This window comes from Lacihabitans sp. LS3-19 (assembly GCF_024343575.1).
Taxonomy (GTDB): domain Bacteria; phylum Bacteroidota; class Bacteroidia; order Cytophagales; family Spirosomataceae; genus Leadbetterella.
In genome coordinates this window covers 56,913-81,608 of record NZ_RJUA01000122.1, presented here as the reverse complement: position 1 = coordinate 81,608, position 24,696 = coordinate 56,913, and the positions used below count along the sequence as shown (strand labels likewise).

Sequence of the window (24,696 nt, the reverse complement as noted above, 5' to 3'; positions counted from 1 at the left end):
TTCAAGGCTTTTCGGTTTCACCAAAAATCAGCATGGAGTTAAGTGGATTTTATCAGTCAAAAGGCTTGTACGGTATCTCAGTAATGAAAGCATTTGGCCAGTTGAATTATGGTGCCGTTTATAAATTCCCTAAGGCAGACGCTAACTTGAAATTTGGTGTAGATGATATCTTCTCGACCATGAAATTCAATTTCGAACAAAATTCAGAAATTTTAGGCTACGAGGCTAAAATGAATTTAAACATGCAGCGTAGAATTTTCAAATTAACATACAGCAAAAACTTTGGAAACAAACAGGTGAAAGCAAAGAGAAATAGAACGACAGCATCCGATGCAGAAAGACAAAGAGTAAAATAAATAGTGGATTATTAAGCAAAAAAAATCGGCTTCTAGAAATGGGGCCGATTTTTTGGGATTGCCAATTTTTTAGAATTTCAATAAAAATTACCATTCAATAAAAAAAATGTTTTCGATTCTCTAGGAATTTATTCTATATGAAATTATGGAAGAATAATTTGATATATTTATAAAATACCTTAAAAATCAAGCTCTTAAAAATTTCGGATTAACTATGAATATTATAGACCAAAATCAGGAAAAAAATGCTGAGGAAATAAAATTCCTTAGACATGAGCTTGGAATAGAAGCCGCTTTAGAAAAAGTGCGAGCTAGAGCTAGTTCTGGCAAAAAAGAGCTAACAGACATCAATGCCTTGGCAGATGAATACTTGCGTCTTTCGTATCATGGATTACGGGCTAAGAATAGAGATTTTAATGCTGACTTTGAATCCCACTTCGAGGCTAACCTCCCAAAAATTGAAGTCGTTCCGCAGGATATTGGTCGAGTACTTTTGAATTTGATTAATAATGCGTTTCAGGCTGTTAATGAACAATCGAAGAAGAGAATAGATGAATACAAACCAACTGTTTCCGCTAGTACTCAGCTCAATGCCGACAGCCAACTGCTGATAGCCGTAAAAGATAACGGCCCCGGAATCCCAGACGCCATCAAAGACAAAATCTTCCAACCTTTTTTCACCACCAAAGACACTGGGAAAGGCACAGGATTAGGGTTGAGTTTAGCATACGATATTGTAAAGGCTCATGGTGGAGAAATAAATTTATGGACTAAAGAAGGGGAGGGTTAAATTTTTACTATTTACCTGCCGATTAAAAAAGCAATTATGCAAACTAATAAAAATACAATTCAAAAGGAGCTCGAAAATAGAATTATACGATTAGAGCGAGAACTGGAAATAGAAGCGGCTTTGGAAAGAGTGCGAAGCAGATCTTTGGCAATGCACAAAAGTGAGGAGTTAAGCAAGGTAGTTCAAGCTCTTTACAAAGAAATATTCGGATTAGGGATAGATATTTATTACATCAATATCTCAACCGATTTTAGTATCATTGAAAATGGCATGAATATCTGGATGGCGGCAGATGGACGTGATTACCTGCAAAAATTTCACATCCCATACATAAAACATTCAAATTATTTAGAACATCCTATTATTAAAAGGTTTATCAAAGCCTTAAAAAATGAAACTGAATTTTATACAGAAAGCTATTCTCAACGACTTAAAAATGAATATTTCAATTCTCTTATCGAAAATTCGGATTTAAAAAACACTACAAAAGAAAGGCAAGATAACTTATATAATGCACCTGGATTGGTCAGGTCAGTTGTGAAATCTAAGAATTCAATATTGATTATTGATAGGCTACAACTCGAAGAATTTTCGAAGGAAGAGGAGGAAATATTTAAGCGATTCGGAAAAGTATTTGAACAGGCCTACACCCGCTTTCTTGACCTGCAAAAAGCAGAAGCACAAGCAAGAGAAGCTCAGATTGAAGTGGCTATAGAAAAGGTGCGGTCTGCTTCCATGGCGATGCATAAAAGCGAGGAACTAGTCCAAGTTGTTCAAACTATGGATAAAGAAATACTAGGATTGGGGATTGAAGTAGAGGGAACACAAATAATGACTGATTTTGCTGATCCCGAAAAAGGGGTAAATGCCTGGTTGGCTGTGGAAGGGCGGGATTATTTGGGAAAATTATATATTCCGTATATAGAACATTCCCTTACAAAGAATCTCTATGATGCCTTAGAAAAAGAACTTGATTTTTATTCGGAAAGTTATTTGAAAGATGAAAAAAACGAATTTATCAAGCTTCTGATCAAATACTCTGATTTTAGAACAACACCTAAAGAAAGACAGGATTATCTGTTTAATTCACCCGGATGGGTCAGGGCCATAGTGCTTTCAAAAAATTCCATTTTGAGTTTTCAACGGTTCTCTCTTAATGAATTTTCTAAGGAAGAAGAGGAAATATTCAAACGATTTGGAAAAGTATTTGAGCAGGCTTATGTCCGATTCTTAGACCTCCAAAAAGCAGAAGCACAAGCAAGAGAAGCTCAGATAGAAGCGGCACTCGAAAAAGTGCGTAGCCGTTCTTTGGCAATGCATAAGAGTGATGAGCTGCAGGAAGTAGTTAATACTGTATTCACCAATCTGAAAGTATTAAATATTCAAATAGACACTGCAAGTATTTTACTTTTGTCCGAGCAAAACGCAGATTTGAATATCTGGATTGGCATAGAATCAGACAGGGGTTATAGTACAACAAGTATTCATGTACCTGAAATTAATGACCCCGATATAGCATATTTTAGTGAGGTAATTAAAACAAGGAAGGATCTTTTTACAAAATCCTATACATATGAAGAAAAAAACAAGCTATGGAATCATCTTTTTAAACATTCAGGTTTTAAAATAATCCCTGATGAAAGAAAAAAAATGATTCTGGATGCTAAATCATATATCATTTCAATAGCATTATATAAAAATACAGGTATACAGCTTATTCGATATAGTGGCCTCCCTTTTTCAGAAAAAGAAAATGAGACACTTCAACGATTAGGGAAAGTTTTTGAGCATGCTTATGTCCGATTCTTAGACCTCCAAAAAGCAGAAGCACAGGCCAGAGAGGCCGAGATAGAATTGGCACTCGAAAGAGTTCGGGCAAGAACAATGGCCATGCATGATAGTGCTGACTTGAGAGTTGTGGTTTCTATGGTATTTGAGGAGCTTACTCAACTTGGTTTTGCGATGGATGGTGGCATTACATTGGTAACATTTAATAATCAGTCTGAAGAGGCTAATACTTGGATATCTGATCACGAACAAACCTATCCTGTTTGTTTTAAAATTCCATACAGTAGCCACACTGTAGTTAAGGATTTATGGGATGCCCATATTGGAGCTGAAGACTTTTTTTTCAAGGTTTATTCTAAAAAAGAAAAGAATAATTGGTTCAAATATGCATTTGAAAAGACCGATTTAAAATTTCAACCTTTGGAAAGAAAAGAATGGATTTTGAGCCAAGAAAGCTTGACGCAGTATGTAGCTAATGCAAAGGATTCAATGTTTGTAATTCATTCCCACTCAAATCAAACACTAACTGAAAATGAAATTGGTATTCTAAAAAGGTTCTCAAAAGTTTTTGAACAAACCTACACACGATTCCTTGACTTACAAAAAGCAGAAGAGCATGCAAGAGAAGCACAGATTGAAGCTGCCTTAGAAAGAGTTAGAGCTAGGACTATGGCAATGCATCATAGTGATGAACTATCAGAAACCGCAAAAGCGGTATTTGAGCAATTTTACACACTCGGAAATGTACCAGATCGAATTTCAATTGGAATATTTAATGAAGAGGAAAACATAGGGGAGATCTATGTAACGGACCAATCAGGTGATCGATTGAATATGGCATTTGAGGCATCTTTGGACGAGCCAACCAGTATTTCTAAACTTTATCAGGCATGGAAGAGGAAGGAATCCACCCATGTAGTACATCTGTTTGGGGGGGAGCTAAGAAAGTGGGTAAAGTATTGCCGCGAAAAACTGGGTCTAATCATGGATCCTGAAAAGATAAAAGACGATAGATTCCATAATGCAGCATTCTTCTCAAAAGGCCTTTTACTACTGACAACAAGTCAACAGATTGATAAGGCCACTATGCAACTATTAAGTCGGTTTACCCATGTGTTTGATCAAACCTATACCCGTTTTCTGGACTTGCAGAAATCGGAAGCACAGGCTAGAGAAGCACAAATAGAAGCATCTCTGGAAAGGGTCAGGAGCAGGTCTATGGGTATGCGTAAAAGTGAAGAATTGGCAGATCTTTCAATGGAATTAGTAAGACAAGTTCAATCTTTTGGCCTCGACAGCTGGTTTTGTGCATTTAATACTTATGACAATGACCCCAGGGGTTCTATAGAATGGGGAAGTAATGGGCATGGAACATTTCCTCAATACCGCACACCAAGAGAAGGGGTATTTTTAAAATATTATGAAGCTGGACAAAGCGGCCAAGAATTTTTAGTAAATCCAATAGGAGAAAACGAATGTGCAGCTCATTATGAGTATTTGTGTAGCCTACCCGTTGTTGGCAAAACATTGCTTCAAATGAAAGAAAATGGAATTCCTTTTCCTAAGTCACAAATAGACCATGTGGCCTTTTTCAAATACGGGTATGTTCTTTTTATAACTTATGAGCCAGCCCCAGATGCTCATGATATTTTCAAACGCTTCGCCAAAGTTTTCGAACAGACCTATACTCGTTTTCTTGATCTTAAAAAAGCAGAAGCACAGGCACGAGAGGCTTTGGTAGAAGCAGCATTAGAACGTGTGAGGGCTCGTACAATGGCGATGCAACAAAGTGATGAACTTAGTGATACCGCTGCAGAAATGTTTAAACAAATAGAAGAGCTCGGAATTCATCCTTGGAGTTGTGGTTTTAACATCATAAACAGAGAAGAAAATACGATTTCTCAATGGCTAAGCTCGGGTGATGGTCGCATGGTGCCACCTTTTAAGTCTCCATCCAACGAGGATATTTTTATAGATTTTGTTTCCGCGGCAAATCGAGGGGATGATTTCTTTGTAAGCGAAATGGGTGGAGATTCCCTAAAATCGCACTATGAGTACCTCACCACAATACCAGAAGTCGGCAAAATTGCCAAGGAGCTAGAGATGTCGGGAATAGAATTTCCTACCTTCCAGGTGTTTAATCTTGCCTTTTTTAAATATGGCTACTTGATGTTTATCACCTATGAACAAGTACCCGAATTTCAATCCATTTTTGTACGCTTTGGCAAAGTCTTTGAACAGACCTACACGCGTTTTCTTGATCTTAAAATACTTGAAGCACAGGCCATCAGAGCTCAGCAAGATTTGCTAGAAATAAAAGCAGCCCGACAAAAAGCGGAGGAAGCTTTGCTCGAACTTCGAAATACTCAAAAACAACTCATCCAATCCGAAAAAATGGCCAGCCTGGGAGAGCTAACTGCGGGCATTGCCCATGAGATTCAGAATCCATTAAACTTTGTCAATAATTTCTCCGAGGTAACTGAGGAACTTTTGGAAGAACTAGTGGAAGAAGGGAAGAAGGGGCAAGGCAAAAGGGATAAGGAATTAGAAAAAGAACTAATTTCTGACATAAAAGACAATCTTAAAAAAATAAACCATCACGGCAAGCGAGCAAGTAGCATCGTAAAAGGAATGTTGGAACATAGCAGAATAAGCTCTGGCAAAAAAGAATTAACGGACATCAATGCCTTAGCTGATGAATATTTAAGACTGTCTTACCATGGATTGAGAGCAAAAGACAAAAGCTTTAACGCATTTTTCGAAACAAACTTCGACCCAGATTTACCTAAAATAGAAGTCATCCCGCAGGATATCGGGCGAGTGCTTCTGAACTTGATAAACAATGCTTTTCAAGCTGTACAGGAGGAAGGAACAAGGAGAAAGGAACAAGGTGACTTTAACTATAAACCTAAAGTTTCAATTACAACTCAACTAATAACAAATAACGAGTCACCAATAACCAATAACAAGTTACAAATAACTATCACCGACAACGGCCCAGGAATCCCAGACGCCATCAAAGACAAAATATTCCAACCTTTCTTCACTACGAAAGATACGGGAAAAGGAACTGGCTTGGGGTTGAGTTTGGCGTATGATATTATCACTAAAGGGCATGAGGGGACGATTGAATTAAAGAGTGTTGAGGGTGAGGGTTCGAAATTTTTAATTACTTTACCACTTAAAAATGTCTGAAAATGAGAAGATTACTACTTGTTTTATTGATTTATACTAATTTTTGTTTTGCTCAAAATAGAAGTGAGTTCCGCATTGATAGTATTCCTAAAGCTGGAATTTTACTCGACAAAAACTGGAAATGGCATGCTGGTGATAACCCTGATTTTGCTAAAGCAGATTTTGATGATTCTAAGTGGGAAGGTATTGACCCAACCAAGGATATTTATGATCTCCCGCAAATACGAAAAACATCAGTGGGTTGGTTTAGAATCAGATTTTATGTGGATAGTAGTTTGCTTAATAAACCACTAACTTTTCAAGTTAATCAATCCATTGCGTCCGAAATATATTTGAATGGTATGCCTGTAAAAAAATATGGTATTGTGAGTTCAAAAAAAGATGAAATTAGGGGCTTTCTGCCACAAGACTTTCCCATTAGCACGCTGTTAAAAAACCAGGAGCAAGTGATTTCAGTTCGATTCTCAGTCCAACCTAATTTACCATATTTTAAATATGTATATCCTTACTTAGTTTTTCAGTTACGTTTAAATACTATTGAAGGTGCCGCACAAATACAAGTCGAGAATTTAAGTAATTCACATATGCGAGGTTTCAATACAGGTATGTTTTTACTTTTGGGACTTATTCATATAATTTTCTATTTCAATTTTCGGCGACAAAGAGCCTATTTATTTTTTGCAATTGCTTTATTCTCGATAGGAATTGGATATATGCTATCCGCTTTTCTCCCTACAGAGTCTTCTCTTACTTTAAGAGCATACTTGGCAGTTGTTTCATACCCTTTGCTCTTCAGTTTTTATGGGTATTTCCTCTATTTAGCGATTTGGGAAATGTTTTCTCGTCGAAAAGACTTTATGTTCTGGTTTTTAATGTTTTGTGCCGTTATTGGTCCATTTGTTAATGTACTTTATTATAATTTTGGGTATTTGGTAGGTTTAATATGTCCTATGCTGTTATGTAGCCTCGAATCGGCTCGAATTACCTATATCACCTTTCAAACCAATCGAAAAGTAGGCGTTATTCTTTTTGGATTGATTGCGTTTTTCACCTTGTTCACCTTATTTATTTTATTTTACCTTTAGATTATCCCAGATATGTCTTTTTCGTACTGGTTTGTACTTAATTCGTGGAGCCTTCAAGATCTTATTCACTCGCTAAGCCTAGTTGCTATACCATTTACACTTTCTTGGTATTTATCAAAAGAATACGCATTTACAAGTAAAGACTTAGCAAAGAAATTAGAAGAAAACCTACAACTCTCAGAAGAAAAACAACAAATACTCGCCACCCAAAACGAAACGCTTGAAAAACAAGTAACCGAGCGAACTTTTGCATTAAATAATTCCCTCGAAAATCTAAAAGCCACGCAAGCCCAACTCATCCAATCAGAAAAAATGGCTTCTTTGGGCGAACTCACCGCAGGAATTGCTCATGAGATACAGAATCCGCTAAACTTTGTGAATAACTTCTCAGAAGTAACAGAAGAACTTGTAGAGGAATTAGAAGAAGAAGGGAAGAAGGGGCAAGGCAAAAGGGATAAGGAATTAGAAAAAGAACTAATTTCTGACATAAAAGACAATCTTAAAAAAATAAACCACCACGGAAACCGTGCCAGTAGCATCGTAAAAGGAATGTTGGAACATTCGAGGGCTAGCCCAGGCAAAAAAGAACTCACTGATATTAATGCTTTGGCGGATGAATATTTAAAGCTTTCCTACCATGGTTTAAGAGCAAAAGACAGCAATTTCAATTCAACAATAGAAACTCATTTTGACGAAAACTTGCCCAAAATTGCAGTCGTTCCACAAGATTTTGGTAGAGTTTTGTTGAATATTATCAATAATGCTTTTTATGTCGTAAAAGATGTTTTAAATCCTTTGGTGGGAATAAGTACAAAACTCATTGATAATAATGTTGTTATATGTATAAAAGATAATGGGGCGGGAATGAATGAAGCTACCAAAGTCAAAATTTTTCAGCCATTTTTTACTACCAAACCTACTGGAAAAGGCACAGGTTTAGGACTTAGCTTGGCTTATGATATCGTGAAAGCTCATGGTGGGGAAATCACTGTTGAGTCAAAAGAAAAGGTAGGTACGGAGTTTATCATTAAACTTCCAATATCATGAATTCTAAATATGTCATAATACTGTGAATCAAGTTGTTTTTGCAAAAGCTCATAGATCTCAAATTTGTAGTAAACATCAATTTTTTTTAAGCAGTATTCCAAATTAGACCTTTCGGATAAAAAGCAGTTAGAAAAGAACCAAATTTAAATTTTAAAAATAATAGCCCATGAAAACCTTAACAAGCATTATCTTAATTCTATTTTTTATTTCTTTCGAATCTTATTCGCAAGATGAAGTATCAAAAACTAAAGTTTCAGAAGAAACAATAGCCAGTGGCCAAAGAGTATTCACGAATATTTGTGCTGTATGTCATATAAACAGTTCTTTGTCAAAAACTAATGGTCCGAGTGTCGGATTATTGGCAGGAATGAGCCCAAAAGCAATTTATTCCGCATTAACTATTGGTAAAATGAAGCTTCAGGCATCTACCTTGTCTGATGATGAGCGTAAGGCTGTAGCCGAATTCATAACCAAAAAGTCGCTACAGTCCACACCCATGCCTGAAGCAGCATTTACTAAATTCTCTTTACCAGAGCATCCAACTTATTTTTCTGGATATGGTGGGAATTTAGAAGGAACAGGTTTTATTAATGAATCTGATATCAATGCAAGCAATGTAAGTAAATTAAAAGTGAAATGGGTTTTCGCTTTTCCTGAAGGAACACAGGTTAGAAGTAAACCGGCGGTAGTAGGAGATTGGCTTATTATGGGTAGTCAATTCGGTAATGTGTATTGTATAAATAAGAAAACGGGAAAAATTGGCTGGCATTTTCAGGCAGATGCCGGAGTTCGTGGGGCAGTCGCTATTTCTGGCAATCCGTTAAAAGTATACTTTGCCGATTATGCTACAAATGTTTATGTTCTTGATCTAAAAACCGGAGCATTAATCTGGAAACAAAGGTCTGGCGTTCATCCTCAATCGGCAGTGACAGGCTCTGTAGCAGTATTTAAAAATACAATCGTCGTACCGATTACCTCATTCGAAGTATTATCGGCCCAAGACCCGAATTACGATTGTTGCACCTCTTCTGGCGAAATGGTGGCATTAGATACTAAAACGGGGAAAATAATCTGGCGGCATCGGGTGATTACCGAAGAAGCCAAAGTGTCTGGTAAAAAGAGCAATGGAAAATCTTTTTACGGTCCTTCTGGAGCAATTGTTTGGGGAAGTCCGAATATTGATACCAAACGTGGCTTGGTTTACTTTGGTACTGGTGAAAACTATACAGAACCGGCAACAAAAACTAGCGACGCCATTCAGGCTTTGGATTTAAAAACCGGAAAACTGATCTGGACCTATCAGAGTACTCAAAATGATACTTGGAATTTAGCATGCCCAGGAGACCCCAATTGTCCAGAAAAAGCCGGTCCCGATTTGGATTTTGGCATGGCTCCAATAATCGTAAAGGGCGGACACGATGGAAAAGATGTGTTGATTGCCGGTCAAAAATCCGGCGTGGTGCATGCCTTAGAGCCGGAAACAGGCAAAATAATCTGGCAAACGCGTATTGGAAAAGGTGGAGCCTTAGGTGGAATACATTGGGGTATGGCTGTAGATGGCAAACAAATATTTGCGGCCAATGCTGATAATATATATGCCATAGACAATAGCGACTCTAGTCGTAATGCCAGTCCAGGACTATATGCATTGGATATTCAGACTGGTAAAATCAATTGGTCGCAAGCAACACCAGCGGTAGAGCAGGGGAAAATACAGGCCAATTCTGCAGCTCCTCTTGCACTTTCAGAGATAGTTTTTGCCGGTGCCTTAGATGGTCATATTCGGGCTTACGATAAAATTTCTGGTAATATTTTATGGGATTTTGATACCGTAAGAAAATACGAAACAGTCAATGGTATTGCCGGGAAAGGCGGCTCTTTGGATGGTCCATCGCCTGTGGTTTCCGATGGCATATTATATGTAAATTCAGGTTATGGTTCCTTTAGCGAAATACCTGGCAATGTGTTAATTGCATTTGAAGTAGAAAAATAGAGAATAAATACTATATATGTCAAGTTAGGCATTCCAGCCATTTTTTACCACAAAACCAACTGGAAAAGGTACAGGTTTAGGGCTGAGTTTGGTTTATGATATAATTTTAAAAGGACATGGTGGAACTTTGGATGTAGAAAGTATGGTAAGTTTAGTTACAACTTTTACAATAAAGTTGTCAATTACTTAAAACATTTGTTATTTTTACCCTTGTTAAACCCAGAACCATGAAAATATTAGTAGTTGACGACGAAATAGACATCCAAGAATTATTTTTGCAAAAATTCAGAAAAGAGATTCGAAATGGTGAAATAACATTTTCGTTTGCTACTTCTGGAGAGGATGCTCTTGACTACCTTCATAAACACGAATCTGAGGCTGTTTTGATCTTGTCTGATATAAACATGCCAGGAATGTCTGGTATTGAATTGTTACGAGAAATTAGAGAAAAAAAAGCAAAACCAAAGCCTATTGTTATGATGATAACAGCTTATGGTGATGATGAAACTAGAAATAGGGCAGTTTCTCTTGGAGCTGACGATTTTCTAAACAAACCCCTTGATTTTGGTGATTTAAAAGAAAGACTTTTTAAACGTTAGATTGATGACTAAAATATTAATAGCCGACGACGAAACGGACTTAGAAATACTGATAAAGCAGAAATATCGACAGAAGATTCGTGAACAAGTCTACACCTTTGTGTTTGCCACAAATGGCACGGAGGCTTTAAGAGTAATAGATGAAAATCCAGATGTTGATATAGTTTTGAGTGATATAAACATGCCCGAGATGGACGGTCTTACTTTGCTCACCAAATTGGGAGAAACCCATCCACTTGTGAAATCGGTGATGGTTTCTGCCTATGGCGATATGGACAATATTCGTACTGCGATGAACAGAGGAGCCTTTGATTTTGTGACCAAGCCAGTGAATTTCGTGGATTTAGAAACAACCATTGAAAAGACTATTCTTCATGTAAACCAACTCAAAGAAACCATAAAAGCCATTAAGGAAAACAACATTTTGAAAATGTATGTAGACCACAATGTACTCAATTTTATGTCGGGTCGAGAGTATGAAGCATCCCTATCTGCCAACGAGACAGTACAGGCAACAGTTGCTTTTATCGATATTTGTAGTTTTACTTCTATCAGCGAATCCGAAAGTCCTGACAACGTAGTTAGCCTGCTGAATCAATATTTTGATATTATTGTAAAAGAAATAATCGCCCAAGGTGGCATCATAGATAAGTTTATAGGCGATTGTGTGATGGCAGTTTTTAAAGGCGAATATCATTTGGATAGAGCCATAGAGGCATCATTAGCCATACGGAATAGCATTGAAGCTTTGCCACAAGCAGCATCTAAGATAGAGTTTCACCCCAAAGTCTCTATTGGCATAAATTCCGGAGAAATGGTTTCTGGCAACATTGGTTCAAAATCTTTAAAAAGATTGGATTACACTGTGATTGGCGACACCGTAAATGTCGCTCAAAGGCTTCAAGCTTCTGCAGAAAAAGGGCAAATACTTATTGATGAGGATGCCTACAAAAAAGTTTTTCAATCATTCAATTGCAATTTAATTGGTCCCAAAAATCTTAAAAACAAACAAGCTGAGATTGTTGTTTACGAGGTTTTAAACTAAGTTTTGCCCAATTTTAATGAAAATTTATTTATGAATTTCGACAAACTATACGATTTTGTAATTGAAGATCTTAAGAATAATCTGCCCGACTTTGTAAGTTATCATAACTTTGAGCACACCCAAGATGTGACTTTTTGGGCTCAAAAAATAGCACAAAAAGAAGGCATTTCAGAAGGCGAATTACATATTTTGAAAACAGCCGCTTTGCTTCACGATACAGGTTATTTAGCTGATCCAAAAGGTGCGGGACATGAAGATCGCTCTTGTGCATATGCAAAGAAAATTCTTCCTCAATACGGATATTCTCAAGATCAAATCGAAGAAATATCAGAAACAATCCTTGCAACGAAGCTACCACAAAGCCCTAAGAATCAATTACAAGAAATACTATGTGATGCGGATTTATACTATTTAGGTACCAATAAATATTTTCTGTTTACTGAAAGACTTTTCTCTGAGTTTAAACATGAAGGTAGGGATGTGAACACGGACAACTGGCATCAGATTCAAAATGATTTTTTAGAAAAGCATAAGTTTTTTACAAAAACCGCCATATCTGAATTAAAAGAAACCAAAGATAAAAATATTAAGAAAATATTAGCAGAAATTAAACTCAAGGAGAGAGGGATGAAATTGATAAATTATAAAGAAACTGTTCAAGAATATATTTTAATATTGTTAGGTGTCGTCATAGCTGCGGGTGCTTTGAAAGGACTTTTAGTTCCAAATCACTTTTTTGATGGCGGAGTTACGGGGTTTTCACTTTTAATACATGAACTTTACCATATCAATTTGGGTGTTTTGATAGTCTTATTCAATATTCCTTTGATTGCGGTTGGATACTTTACGGTGAGTAAAAGTTTTGCCATTAAAACTATTTTTGCAGTTATTTCATTAGGTATTGTACTAACCTTAATGCCGGAGTTTCATGTTACAGAAGAAAAAATTCTAGCGTCAATTTTTGGAGGAGTATTTTTAGGAATTGGTGTAGGTCTTAATATGAGAGCGGGGGCGGCCCTAGATGGAATTGAAGTGTTGGCTTTGTACACTTTAAAACGAACTTCATTTACAATAGCAGAGATTATTCTGGGCATAAACTTGGTGATTTTCATTATTGCAGCTAGTAAATTTGGTATTCAAACTGCCCTATATTCTAGTTTGACTTATTTCGCAGCTTCTCGCACCATCGATTATGTAGTGGAGGGATTACAAGCTTTTACAGGGGTAACTATTATCTCCTCTGAAAGTGAAATAATAAAATATGAAATAGTAAATAACCTAAAAAGGGGGATTACGGTATACAAAGGTGAAAGAGGTTTTCTTCCAGAAAGTTTTGATGTTAGCTCTGAAAGTGACATAATATTTACAGTAATAACAAGGTTTGAATTGCGTAAACTCAATAACTTGGTGCATGAAATTGATCCTAAAGCGTTTGTATTTGCAAGCACTATTAAGGAAGCATCAGGTGGAATATTAAATAGAAAACAGCATCATTAAATAGCGATTTGTTAATTTAATTTTATAAAAAAACATTAATGGCTCCAGACGAAAGTTTGGGGCTATTTATTTTAAAGCCATTATAATAATAATGAGACAATACACTAATTTATTGGGACAATATGAAAAGACAAGCAGGTTTTTAGCGGCTACATTTGTTAAGTAATTAGAAGGAAAGCTTTTCTATAGCCATGAAAACACTTCGCATTTTTTAGGTAAATATAGGTTGATTAAAATTGAAAGTTTGGTGATATTTTTCGCCAAACTTTTTTTAATGTGGCATTGCGTTTATTTAAATATTAAAAAAAATAAATTTACAAGGATATTATTTCTTTGTGTAAGATACACGTTTTATGTTAGATAAGTACTAGATAAATATTTGAAAAATAAATACTTATGTTAAGATTGCCTTCAGGTTAATAAAAAATGTTAAATTTAGGGGTAGAAACGCTATACCCATGAATACCCAAGAAAATCCTATTCTCCATAAGTTGGAGCTTTTTATTGATAATAATTTAGATCAACCTGGAATTACCTCAGATTACATCTGCAAACAAGTTGGCGTAAGTAGAGCCCATCTTCATCGAATTTTAAAGCAAAAAACCGATCTCCCGGTAAGTTTATTCATTAGGAAAAGGCGATTAGAAAAAGCAAAAAATCTGCTTCATAATACTGAAATGAGAATATCTGAAATTGCGGATGCTGTGGGTATTTCTAGTCCGCAGAATTTTAGTAAATACTTTACCCAAGAGTTTGAGTCTTCACCTACGGATTTTAGGAAAAATATTTTACCGAATTCAGAAAAAATATCGATAGCTGTTTTGCCGTTCCAAAATATGAGTCGAGATTCAAGCCAAGAGTATTTTAGCGACGGAATCACTGAGGAAATAATTAATGTGCTTTCGCAAGTGCCGGCATTGAAGGTGCTCGGAAGAAGCTCTACGTTTGTTTTCAAAGGTAAAGATCTGGATATTAGAGAAATCGGAAAAGTCTTAAATGTAGATTATTTATTAGAAGGAAGTGTAAGGAAATCAGAGAACAAATTAAGGATTTCTGCCAATTTGGTCTCTGTAAAAGATGGATTCCAGGTTTGGTCGGAAAAATTTGATAGAGTGGAGGCTGATATTTTTGATATTCAAGATGAGATTTCTATTGCGATTTTGGAAGGTATAAAAGTCAAACTTTTTGGCAAAGAAAAGGAAAATGCCTTCAAGAGATATACCAATGACCATCAAGCATACCAATTGTATCTACAAGGGAGGTTCTATTTTAACAAATTTGGTGGAAAAGAAGACTTTCTAAAATCAATAAGTTATTTTGAAGCTGCTATTGAAATTGAGCCCAATTATGCTCCTGCTTATTCTGGAATCGCTTCATGTTATTTAAATATGTGGTTTTATCGTTATCTTAAACCAGAAAAATGTTTAAAAGAAATAAGACTTGCCTCTGATAAATCTATCCAGCTTGATAAAGAAATTCCTGAGAGTCATTTGGCATTGGCTCGTATGCAACTTTTATGCGAGTGGAATTTTGAAGAAGCCGAGAAATCTCTAAAAATGGCTTTGAAATTAGGTGGAAACTTAGCTGAATATCATAGTTTGTATGCTTTGATTTATGGTTTAAGAGGAAATCATAAAGCGGCTAAAAAACATACTCAAAATGCATTGGAATTAGATCCTTTATCGCTTTTTAATAATTTCTATGCCTCTTATCTTCATTGGATTTTTGGGGATTTTGAAGGTGCAATAGCTCAAGGTAATAATATGCTTGAAATAGAACCTGACTTCTGGGGCGGAAATTATATTGTGGGAATAAACTTAATGAAATCCCAAAAATATGCGAATGCTGAAATTGCTCTAAATCTTGCTCTTTTGCAAAATTATTCTGGACTAACGCTTAGTGCATGTGGTGTTTTGAGTGGAATGAAAGGTGAAAAACAGAAAGGATTCGATTTTATTTCTAAAATGAAAGATTTAGATAAGACTCAGCCTGTTTCAAACTACGATCTAGGAATAGTTTATGGGGTTTTGGGTGATATTGAAACGGCTTGTTTGTTTTTTGAAAAAGCTATAAAAAACCATGAGCCTTCCATGTTGTTTTTTAAATATATAGTTAGAGACTGGTTGGAAGATTTCAAAGATGATCAAAGAGTCCTTCAAATTTTGAAAAAAACATATTAAATAGCAATTCAAAACTTAGATGCTAAAGCAAGTTTTTGCAACCTTTATATTCCACATTTGTGTTTAGTCTAAAAGCTATAATTTAATAAAGAAAAATGCAAATAGGAATAGACAGTTTTGCGGCAGCACCATCTGGAGAAAGAAATGGTGCAACTAATGCACAGATTATTAATGAATTAATTGACAGGATAGTTTTAGCAGACAAGGGAGGCTTGGATATCTTTGGAATAGGCGAACACCATCGCAAGGAATTTTTGGACGCAGCTCCATCTATGATTTTAGCAGCTGCTGCCTCCAGAACTGAGAAAATAATTTTGACCTCAGCAGTAACTGTGCTAAGTGCGGCTGATCCGGTTAGAGTTTATGAAGACTTCGCAACTTTAGATCTTATATCAAAAGGTCGTGCTGAAATGGTGGTAGGTAGAGGCTCTTTTATCGATGCGTTTCCACTTTTTGGTTTAAGACTAGAAGATTATGATAAGCTTTTCATAGAGAAACTTGATTTGTTGTTAAAAATAAATTCTTCGGACAAAATCACTTGGTCTGGGCAATTCCGTCCAGCACTTAAAGAGCAAAGTATATATCCAAAACCGATGCAAGAAAAACTCCCGATTTGGCTTGGAGTAGGGGGTACACCTCAATCATTTGTTAGGGCCGGAAGTTTGGGTTTGCCATTAATGGTGGCGGTAATAGGTGGCGAAACTCACAGATTTAGACCATTAATAGATCTATATCGAGAGTCAGGAAAGAAAGCTGGATATTCTCCTGAGCATCTTAAAGTAGGTTTGCATTCACTTGGTTATGTTGCCGAAAGCACCGAACAAGCAATTGAAGAATATTATCCAGGTTATGCCGAAATGTTCACCAAAATTGGCAAAGAACGTGGATGGGGACCTGTAACCAAGGAGCATTTTCTCTCACAAAACACAAAAAGAGGAGCTTTTTTGGTAGGAAATCCGCAAGAAGTGGCCGAAAAAATCATAAGACATAGCGAAGCCTTGGGGGGTATTTCGAGATTTACTTTTCAGATGGACAACCCAGGCATGACGCACGAAAAGTTAATGAAATCAATTGAATTGATAGGAGAGAAAGTTTCTCCGATTGTAAAGGGAAATATTTAAAAGCATAATTTTCAGATTTTGAGGAAATAAAAAAAGTGAAGTTTTGGGCTTCACTTTTTCTGGTAATCTTAAAGACATTTTAGTTCTTCACTAACTCAAAAAGCTCTTTGTCCATTTGAGGTTTTACAGTGCAAGTATTATCAAAATGCATAGTTGCAGTATTCGTAGTATTATAGGCAGGCCAGTTTGGTAAACCTTTATGGTTTGGATTACCATTTTTTGCAAAGTTTAACCAAGCTTGACTCATTTTATCTGCTAATGCTTGGGCTTCCTTAGTTCCTCCCGTCATGTTTTTGGTACGTTGAATATTGTCAAAACAAAACGCAATTTCCATACAATGCACCGCTTTGTATTTGCCGTCCATTACGGGTGATTGCCAGTCAAAAAGGTACATGTACGTAGGTGCTCCGCCTGCCACTGCTGATTTCTGATTGGCTTGTTGAACCGCTCCTGGACGGAACATCAAATCATAACTTAACATATCTGTCAATTTACCATTTGGGTAAGCTTTTTTAACGGCTGCCATGTAGGCATCGGTTTTGTCGCCATATACTTTTTTGATGGCTTCTATTGCTTTTTCGTCAGTTGAATTGCTCGGTATTCCTCCTCTAAAAACCGCAAATTCGTTGATAGTTGTGCCTATCATCAAAGGTATGTTTTTTGAAAGTTCGAACGCTTCGTTAGAAAACAATTGGAAAGGGAGCACCTCGCCGTCAGCACTTGGCCCCCAGCTTAAGCCGAATCCGACTGTTGGTTTGCCTTCCGCCTTCATTTTGTCTGCAACAGTCTTAAGTGCTTTTTTGCCAGCATTTGCCAATGTTTGATAAGGCACATTTTGTATCTCGTCAATTTTGTCTCCAGTAAGTCCAAGTTCTTTCACTACTTCAGCACCTATTAATTGAGTGGTTGCTTTGTCTAACATTTCTGAGCGAAAAGCACCACTTTGATTGATAGCTTTATGAAAAAGTCCTTTAGCTGATGGCATTGCCATAAGTGTATTTACTTTAGCACCACCGCCTGATTGACCAAAAATCGTTACGTTATTTGGATCTCCACCAAAGTTTGAGATATTAGCTTTTACCCATTCCAAGGCAAGTTTCATGTCCAATACGCTCAAGTTTGCCGATTGTTTGTATTTGTCTCCATAAGCTGAAAGGTCAAGATATCCCAATATATTTAAGCGATGATTGATAGATACAATCACTACGTCTCCTTTTTTAGCTAGGTTTTCACCATCATAAGATGGTAATTCTTGAGAAGATCCAGCAGTGAAACCACCACCATGAATCCAGAATAAAACTGGACGTTTTTTGCCATCATTTATTCCAGGTGTCCATACATTTATACGCATGCAATCCTCGTTTGTAAAACCCCAGCTGTGGTCAAAAACAAATTCACTTTCGTCCATTACGCTTGTTGTAGGATTTTCAAGCGGAGCCACTGGTCCGTATACCATCGAACTGCGAACATTTGTCCAAGGTTTTGGTTTTTGAGGTGATTCAAAACGCTTTGCCTCGGCATAAGGAATGCCTTTGTAATTGTATATCCCATTGTTGATATAGCCACGTACTTTACCTGATTCTGTAGTAGTTACTGCTACGTTTTCTCCAGTTTGAAGGCCTTGAGCTAATGTGTTCAGCGAATTTGCCAATACTAAAACTAAGGCAATAAATTTTAATTTCATATTTAAAGATTGATAAAAAGGTTGAAAATGTTTCAATTATTCTATAAAAATAATTGAAATATAAATACCATAAAAACTTATTGTCGCAAAATGTGACAATAATTCTATAATTCGCCAAAATCTATAGATAAAATACCAAGTATGCTTTATAAAACTCCTTTTTCTGTTTAAGATTTAAATTTACAGATCTAGGATATTTAATTTGATTCGCAGTTTTAGTCTGAAAATTAATTTACTTTAAGGTTAACACGCAATCGTTCCCGTTAATTTTCCTTAACTCTAGTTCTTTTTAAAGCAAAGAATTGTATTTATTTGAGTAATTTTAGTGTTCAACCCGATTTTCAATGAAATTTTTAAGTGTCTTGCTCATCATGTTGGGTTTATGCCAAATAGCCTTTACGCAAAGTCAAAAGTGTTTAACTTTCAAAACGGATACTTCTTTTAAAAATAATAGCTGCAGTAATATAGGAGAAATAGATTTATGGAGAATTTTCTCAAAAAAACTTTAATACCATGAAAAATCTAAACGATTTGAAAACTGAATTTTCAAAAAAAAACAAGGTGGTTTTTGTTTTAATTGGGCTATTTTTTTATCAAAACAATTTAATTGCCCAGCTAAGGCAAGGGGCTTTTTTTACTCCTGAACAAGGCAAAGTAGAAAGTCAAAAACAACAGGAATTATATAGTTCAAAAAAAGAATGGCAAAAACGAGCAAAAGCAATTAAAAAAGGAATAATAGAAGGTGCAGAAATCAGTTCTATTAAACCAAATCAAAAAATTGAGGCTACGATTCATTCCAAAAAAACAAATGATGGTTATACGGTAGAAAATGTCTTTTTTGAGAGTCTTCCTGGCCTTTTTGTTAGCGGAAATCTTTATAAACCTTTAAATATTTCGGGAAAAATACCAGCAGTTTTAGCACCTCATGGCCACGGCAAAGATCCGAGATTTGGAGAAGCAACCCAAACAAGATGTGCTATTATGGCTAGAATGGGTGCGGTAGTTTTTGCCTATGACATGATTGGTTACGGAGATATGCAACAGTGTGACCATAAAATTGAAACGGCTCTTAAGTTGCAGATTATTAATAGTATACGTTCAATGGATTTCCTAAGTCAATTGTCAGAAGTTGATAAAAACAAAATTGCAGTTTCCGGGGAATCGGGTGGCGGAACACAAACTTTTATTTTGGCTGCATTAGATCCTAGAGTGGCAGTTTCTGTTCCAGTAGTTATGGTTTCTAATTATTTCTATGGAGGTTGCACTTGCGAGTCTGGAATGCCCATACATGTACGTACAGACCATGCAACTTCCAATGTTGAAATAGCAGCATGTTTTGCACCAAAGCCACTACTTCTGGTTTCTGACGGAGACGATTGGACAAAGTTTACGCCCGAAGTTGAGTATCCGCATATTCAAAGAATTTACAGTTTTTTTGATGCATTTGATATGGTTGAAAATGTTCATTTGCCCAATGAAAAACACGATTATGGGCCATCGAAAAGAGCGGCTGCTTATGCTTTTTTAGGTAAATATTTAAACCTTGATACAAACCAAATAGATGAAAGTAAAATAACATTATTATCCAAAGAAGACTTGAGTGTTTTTACTTCTGAAAATCCATTGCCAAGCAATGCTTTGAAAGGAAATGAAGCGATTCTTAGTCTATTAAAAACAATAAAATGAACACATTAATAGAAGACAGCTCAATTGAGTGGGTTGATTTGGGAGGAGGAATTAAACGAAAAGTAATGGCTTATGACGACCAAATGATGGTTGTGAAAGTTGCTTTCGAAGCTGGTGGGATTGGTGCTATGCACAGCCACCCACATACGCAGGCGAGTTATGTTGCCAGTGGAATGTTCGACATTACAATTAACGGAAAAACCAAAACATTAAAAGGAGGGGATGTTTATTTTGTGCCAAGTGACTTAGTGCATGGTGCAGTTTGTCTAGAAGATGGCGAGCTGATAGATGTTTTTCACCCTTTAAGAGAAGATTTTCTTTAATCAAGTATATTAATTAACCTAAGTATTTTAAAAAGTAGCCAATTTTATTTTAGGCTTTATTCAAAAAATAACAATGAAAAAGTACATTTTTTATTTCTTACTAGTTTCGCAATTTGGAATTGCACAAAAGCCCTATTCTCAACAGATGGCAGATGCTTTTATGGCCTGGTATCCCGATTCAATTGTTGTAAAACCTCGAGTAAAATCTACATGGGATTATGAACAAGGATTTATGCTCAAGGCTCTAGAAAAAGTATGGCATAGGAATGCGGATGCCAAATATTACGAATATATATTAGCCGATATGAATCGCTTTGTAAACGAAGACGGTTCTATGAAAACCTATAAAATAGAAGATTACAATCTCGATAATATTAATTCTGGTAGAGCTTTGCTGATGATATCGCATCAGTCTCAGCAAAAGAAAGAAAAATACAAAAAGGCAGCTGATATTCTTTGGTCACAGTTGGAGAATCAACCCAAAAACAAAGAAGGTGCTTATTGGCATAAGCTTAGATATCCCAATCAGATTTGGCTAGATGGCTTGTTTATGGCTGAGCCTTTCTCGGCTGAATATGCCAAAATATTCAAACATCCTGAGCATTTTGACCACATCGCCAAGCAGTTTGCTATGGTAGAAAAATATATGGTGGACCCAAAAACTGGTTTGATATATCATGGCTATGATGAGTCAAAAGAGCAGCAATGGGCGGACAAGAAAACTGGCCTGTCACCACATTTTTGGGGCAGAAGCATTGGCTGGTATGCTATGGCTTTGGTTGAGGTTTTAGATTATTTTCCTGAAAATCACCCAGCAAGGCCAAATCTTATAAAATATTTGCAAAGATTAGCTCCAGCATTGGTAAAATACCAAGATCAAAAAACTGGTGTTTGGTATCAAATGACGGCTTTGGGTAACAAAGAAGGCAATTATTTAGAAGCCTCTACATCTTGTATGTTTGTTTATGCTTTGGCAAAAGGTGTTCGCAAAGGTTATTTGTCCCAAAACTATCTTTTCTCTGCTAAAAAGGGCTACAAAGGTATTTTGAAAGAGTTTGTAATTACCGAGCCGGACGGAAGTTTGGCTTTAGAGAAAACAGTTTCTGTTGGAGGCCTTGGTGGCAATCCATACCGAGACGGTACTTTCGAATATTATATCGGTGAACCTTTGCGTAAGAATGATTTAAAAGGTGTTGGTTCGTTTATTTTCGCAAGTGTCGAAATGGAAATAGCAGAAGAAAATCAATTGGCCAAAAATCAAACGGTGGCTTTGGATTATCATTTCAACCACGAGTTTAGGAAGGATTGGAATGGAGATTCGGAACAGTTTCATTATGTGTGGGAAGACACCCAACATTCTGGTTTTTTGTGGTGGGGAGAGATTTTTCAAAACTACGGAGCAAAACTTAAAGCCTTAAAAGGCCAGCCCACTGCTGCAAATTTAAAAGGGGTAAACGTGTATATCATTGTGGATCCTGATACTAAAAAAGAAACTGCTTCACCAAATTATGTCGCTCCAAAAGACATAAAAGAAATAAAAACTTGGGTAAATAATGGCGGTACTTTGGTACTTATGGCGAATGATACGGCCAATTGTGAAATCCCGAAATTGAATGAATTATCTAAAGCTTTTGGTATAGCATTTACTGGAAAAAGCCGAAATATGGTGCAAGGAATGGAATGGCACCAAGGGAAATTGGATATTCCAGCGGGAAATAAGATTTTCCCCAATACGGAAAAAGTATATGTTAAAGAATTGGTAACCTTACAATTGAGCGGAAATGCATATCCCGTAATTGAAGAAGGTGGAGATGTGATAATGGCAGCTACTAACTTTGGCAAAGGTCGAGTTTTTGTTATAGGTGATCCATGGCTGTACAACGAATATGTTGATGGCCGAAGAATACCAAAAGAATATCAGAACTATCAAGCAGCCAAAGACTTGGCCAAATGGGTTTTGAATAAGTAATGCATTTTTTAAGACACAGATTAACACGAATTGGTTTTATCTTGATAGATTAAAATCAGTGTTAATCTGTGTTATTTTTTAAATTCGAATCATCTGTGTGCCAACCACAATAAAATTTAATATGAAATACATATTAACACTTCTAATACTTCTATCTCTTGAATTAAAAGGACAAACGATCGTCGTAGCAAAAGATGGAACTGGAGATTTTACTTCAATCCAAAAAGCCATTGAGAGTTACAAACCTGAGGCGAATAAGTACAAAACTATACTGATAAAAAACGGCACATATAATGAAAAGCTTTATATAGATGTAGCCCGTCATCATCTCCGACTAAAGGGCGAAACTCGTGAAGGAGTTATTATTGAATTTACCCAAGCTCGAGATATTTGGCGTTGCGAAAATCCGAATGATTATGGTGCTGCTACTATCAATGTGATGGCCTCAGATGTGGTATTTGAAAATCTTACAGTTATCAATGATTATGGATTTAAGGCAAAAGGAGATACATCGATTGTATGTTTGAATGAAGCAGGGAAAGTCAATCTTTCAACAGTTCAAAACTATGCCTTACCGCGTGAACAAGGAGAAAAAGAGGGTGAGAAAATCGTCAGAAAAGACGGTCATCAGTTTGCTTTAAGATCTATGCCGGGAGCTACTCGGTTGTCATTCATTTCTTGTACATTTCGCTCAGGCGGTGGAGATACTGTAAGTCCCTGGGATGTAGACGGAGGTATGTATTATTTTAAAAACTGCGAAATTGAAGGTCATGTAGATTTGTATTGTCCTCGTGGAAATGCTCTTATCGAAGATTCTAAATTTATTTGTCACAATATGAGTGCGGCCATTTGGCATGATGGTTCATCCAAAGAGAGCGACAAGACGGTTTTGGTCAATTGTACTTTTGAAGGCGACGAAGGTTTTAAGCTAGGGCGATATCACCGAGAAGCCCAAATGTTTTTGTTGGATTGTAAGTTTTCAAAAAAGATGGCCGACGCCGAAATTTATCAATCTGGCGATAGAAAACTCCAATGGGGACATAGGATTTATTACAAAAACTGTCACAGAGACGGTGGAGATTTTGCTTGGTTTGGCAACAATACCCATCTAAAGAAAAAAGACTTAAGTTTCAAGAAAGTATTTGGCAATAACTGGTCTAAGCCGAACCTCGATTGATAAAATAGAAAGGATTTTTTTCGAGAACATGTTTTTTCTCAAGAATAATTTCTGCAGCTCGCTTGCCCATAGCTTCAAAATCTGTGGTGATTACTGTTATATCCAAAACTTCTTTTAGTGTAGTTTCATTAAAAGAGATTATACCCAATTCTTGTCCTATAGTTTTCTGGTTTTTCTTGGCAAATTTTATAGCATCCGCTAAGTCATTTTCTTCAATCACCACGTAAAGCGTATTCGTTACGAAGTTTTCTAGAGCAGCTTCGACAGAAGAAAAAACGCTAGCAGAAAGGTTATTATAGGCACAAAAGGTTCTAAATCCTTTCATTATTTCGGCAGGGTAATTTCCGTCGTCAGGAAAAACCAAAAACAGATTATCGTATTTTTTTATTTCGGAAATGTTCTTTTCAAAAGCTGAAAATATATCCTGCTCAAAATCCTGATAAATAGTAGGAACATCTTTGAATTCAGGAATATATTTATCCAATAAAATCAATTCGTTTCTAGGTATTTTTTCTAAAATTGGTAGGTAAATATCTTTGTTTTCCAAAAAATGTGGCATGATTACATAGTAATTGTATTTGCCCAAATTTCTTACAATAATATCATCCAAAGATTCTGAAGAATAATTATGAATCTGTAAATCAACTATTCCATTTTCATCTAGACCTTTTAAGAGAGCATAATAGATGATTTTTTTATAAGAGCTCATTTTGTTCATTACTAACAAAACACGCATTTTCGTTTCGTTATGGGACTTTACAAAATACCCTTTGCCGTGCACGGACTCTATAAAACCCAGTTTTTTTAGTTCTCTATATGCTTTCTCAACAGTGTCTCTCGAAAGTAAATATTCAATACTAAGTTCAGTGATTGACATCAGTTGATCTCCATTTTTATAATGTCCCCGTTCAATCTCGTTCACTATACCATTAACAATCTGCTTGTATTTTGGCATTTTGTCTTTATCATTGATGGGTAGAAGTCTACTGGCGTTTTTCATTCAATATTATTCGGCGTTAATGTTTCTACAAATTAATGATTTTTTTCGAAAAGAGGTCTCCTGCACTGTCTTTTTAGATATTTTCTTTGCAATCGTTCCCGTAGATTTTCGATAAATACTGAAGAGTACAGGATTTGAAAAGTAGAAAAACCTATTAAATT

Annotated in this window: 17 protein-coding genes and 1 pseudogene; 16 read left to right on the top strand and 2 right to left on the bottom strand. The window is 36.2% G+C overall.

Annotated features, from left to right (window positions below):
- From EGI22_RS20080 to EGI22_RS20025, 12 genes and pseudogenes are all read left to right on the top strand, one after another.
- The coding region (locus EGI22_RS20080; RefSeq protein WP_255070239.1) for an outer membrane beta-barrel protein at positions 1-356 on the top strand (356 nt) is incomplete at its 5' end.
- Positions 357-570: 214 nt separating this feature from the next.
- Positions 571-1,146, top strand: a complete 576-nt coding sequence (locus tag EGI22_RS20075) for a sensor histidine kinase (protein WP_255070238.1) — start codon at positions 571-573, stop codon at positions 1,144-1,146.
- A gap of 36 nt (positions 1,147-1,182) precedes the next feature.
- Positions 1,183-6,129, top strand: coding sequence for an ATP-binding protein (locus EGI22_RS24095; RefSeq protein WP_310588194.1), 4,947 nt, complete (start codon positions 1,183-1,185; stop codon positions 6,127-6,129).
- 2 nt (positions 6,130-6,131) lie between these two features.
- Positions 6,132-7,214, top strand: coding sequence for a 7TM-DISM domain-containing protein (locus EGI22_RS20065; RefSeq protein WP_255070237.1), 1,083 nt, complete (start codon positions 6,132-6,134; stop codon positions 7,212-7,214).
- A 12-nt stretch (positions 7,215-7,226) separates the two neighbouring features.
- The gene (locus EGI22_RS20060) at positions 7,227-8,261 is read left to right on the top strand and encodes a sensor histidine kinase (RefSeq protein ID WP_255070236.1); all 1,035 of its coding nucleotides are present in this window, start codon (positions 7,227-7,229) and stop codon (positions 8,259-8,261) included.
- Positions 8,262-8,427: 166 nt separating this feature from the next.
- Positions 8,428-10,254, top strand: coding sequence for a PQQ-binding-like beta-propeller repeat protein (locus tag EGI22_RS20055; protein ID WP_255070235.1), 1,827 nt, complete (start codon positions 8,428-8,430; stop codon positions 10,252-10,254).
- A gap of 31 nt (positions 10,255-10,285) precedes the next feature.
- Positions 10,286-10,444 (top strand): annotated as a pseudogene (locus EGI22_RS20050) (ATP-binding protein); the annotation flags it as partial.
- Positions 10,445-10,481: 37 nt separating this feature from the next.
- On the top strand, positions 10,482-10,853 hold the full coding sequence (locus EGI22_RS20045; protein WP_255070234.1) for a response regulator: 372 nt from the start codon (positions 10,482-10,484) through the stop codon (positions 10,851-10,853).
- 1 nt (position 10,854) lies between these two features.
- Complete coding sequence (locus tag EGI22_RS20040; RefSeq protein WP_255070233.1) at positions 10,855-11,898, top strand: adenylate/guanylate cyclase domain-containing protein; 1,044 nt, start codon at positions 10,855-10,857, stop codon at positions 11,896-11,898.
- 30 nt (positions 11,899-11,928) lie between these two features.
- Positions 11,929-13,395, top strand: a complete 1,467-nt coding sequence (locus EGI22_RS20035) for a YitT family protein (protein WP_255070232.1) — start codon at positions 11,929-11,931, stop codon at positions 13,393-13,395.
- Between the two features lie 458 nt (positions 13,396-13,853).
- Complete coding sequence (locus EGI22_RS20030) at positions 13,854-15,575, top strand: helix-turn-helix domain-containing protein (RefSeq protein ID WP_255070231.1); 1,722 nt, start codon at positions 13,854-13,856, stop codon at positions 15,573-15,575.
- 95 nt (positions 15,576-15,670) lie between these two features.
- On the top strand, positions 15,671-16,696 hold the full coding sequence (locus EGI22_RS20025; protein ID WP_255070230.1) for an LLM class flavin-dependent oxidoreductase: 1,026 nt from the start codon (positions 15,671-15,673) through the stop codon (positions 16,694-16,696).
- A gap of 79 nt (positions 16,697-16,775) precedes the next feature.
- On the opposite strand, the gene EGI22_RS20020 is transcribed toward EGI22_RS20025, so the two are convergent.
- The gene (locus EGI22_RS20020; RefSeq protein WP_255070229.1) at positions 16,776-18,380 is read right to left on the bottom strand and encodes a carboxylesterase/lipase family protein; all 1,605 of its coding nucleotides are present in this window, start codon (positions 18,378-18,380) and stop codon (positions 16,776-16,778) included.
- Positions 18,381-18,893: 513 nt separating this feature from the next.
- Here EGI22_RS20020 and EGI22_RS20015 point away from each other — a divergent pair.
- The 4 genes from EGI22_RS20015 (at position 18,894) to EGI22_RS20000 (ending at position 23,535) form a co-directional block, all read left to right on the top strand.
- A complete protein-coding gene (locus EGI22_RS20015) occupies positions 18,894-20,066 on the top strand; it encodes a S9 family peptidase (RefSeq protein WP_255070228.1) in 1,173 nt (390 codons plus the stop codon).
- Positions 20,063-20,389 (top strand): cupin domain-containing protein, encoded by a 327-nt coding sequence (locus tag EGI22_RS20010; protein WP_255070227.1) that lies wholly within the window; start codon positions 20,063-20,065, stop codon positions 20,387-20,389. Before EGI22_RS20015 ends, EGI22_RS20010 begins: the two co-directional genes overlap by 4 nt.
- A 73-nt stretch (positions 20,390-20,462) precedes the next feature.
- The gene (locus EGI22_RS20005) at positions 20,463-22,358 is read left to right on the top strand and encodes a glycoside hydrolase family 88 protein (RefSeq protein WP_255070226.1); all 1,896 of its coding nucleotides are present in this window, start codon (positions 20,463-20,465) and stop codon (positions 22,356-22,358) included.
- A 121-nt stretch (positions 22,359-22,479) separates the two neighbouring features.
- A complete protein-coding gene (locus EGI22_RS20000) occupies positions 22,480-23,535 on the top strand; it encodes a pectinesterase family protein (protein ID WP_255070225.1) in 1,056 nt (351 codons plus the stop codon).
- On the opposite strand, the gene EGI22_RS19995 is transcribed toward EGI22_RS20000, so the two are convergent.
- Positions 23,516-24,535: a GntR family transcriptional regulator gene (locus tag EGI22_RS19995; protein WP_255070224.1), complete on the bottom strand. Its 1,020-nt coding sequence runs from the start codon at positions 24,533-24,535 to the stop codon at positions 23,516-23,518. The two genes, EGI22_RS20000 and EGI22_RS19995, sit on opposite strands and share 20 nt — an antisense overlap.
- Positions 24,536-24,696 lie beyond the last annotated feature (161 nt).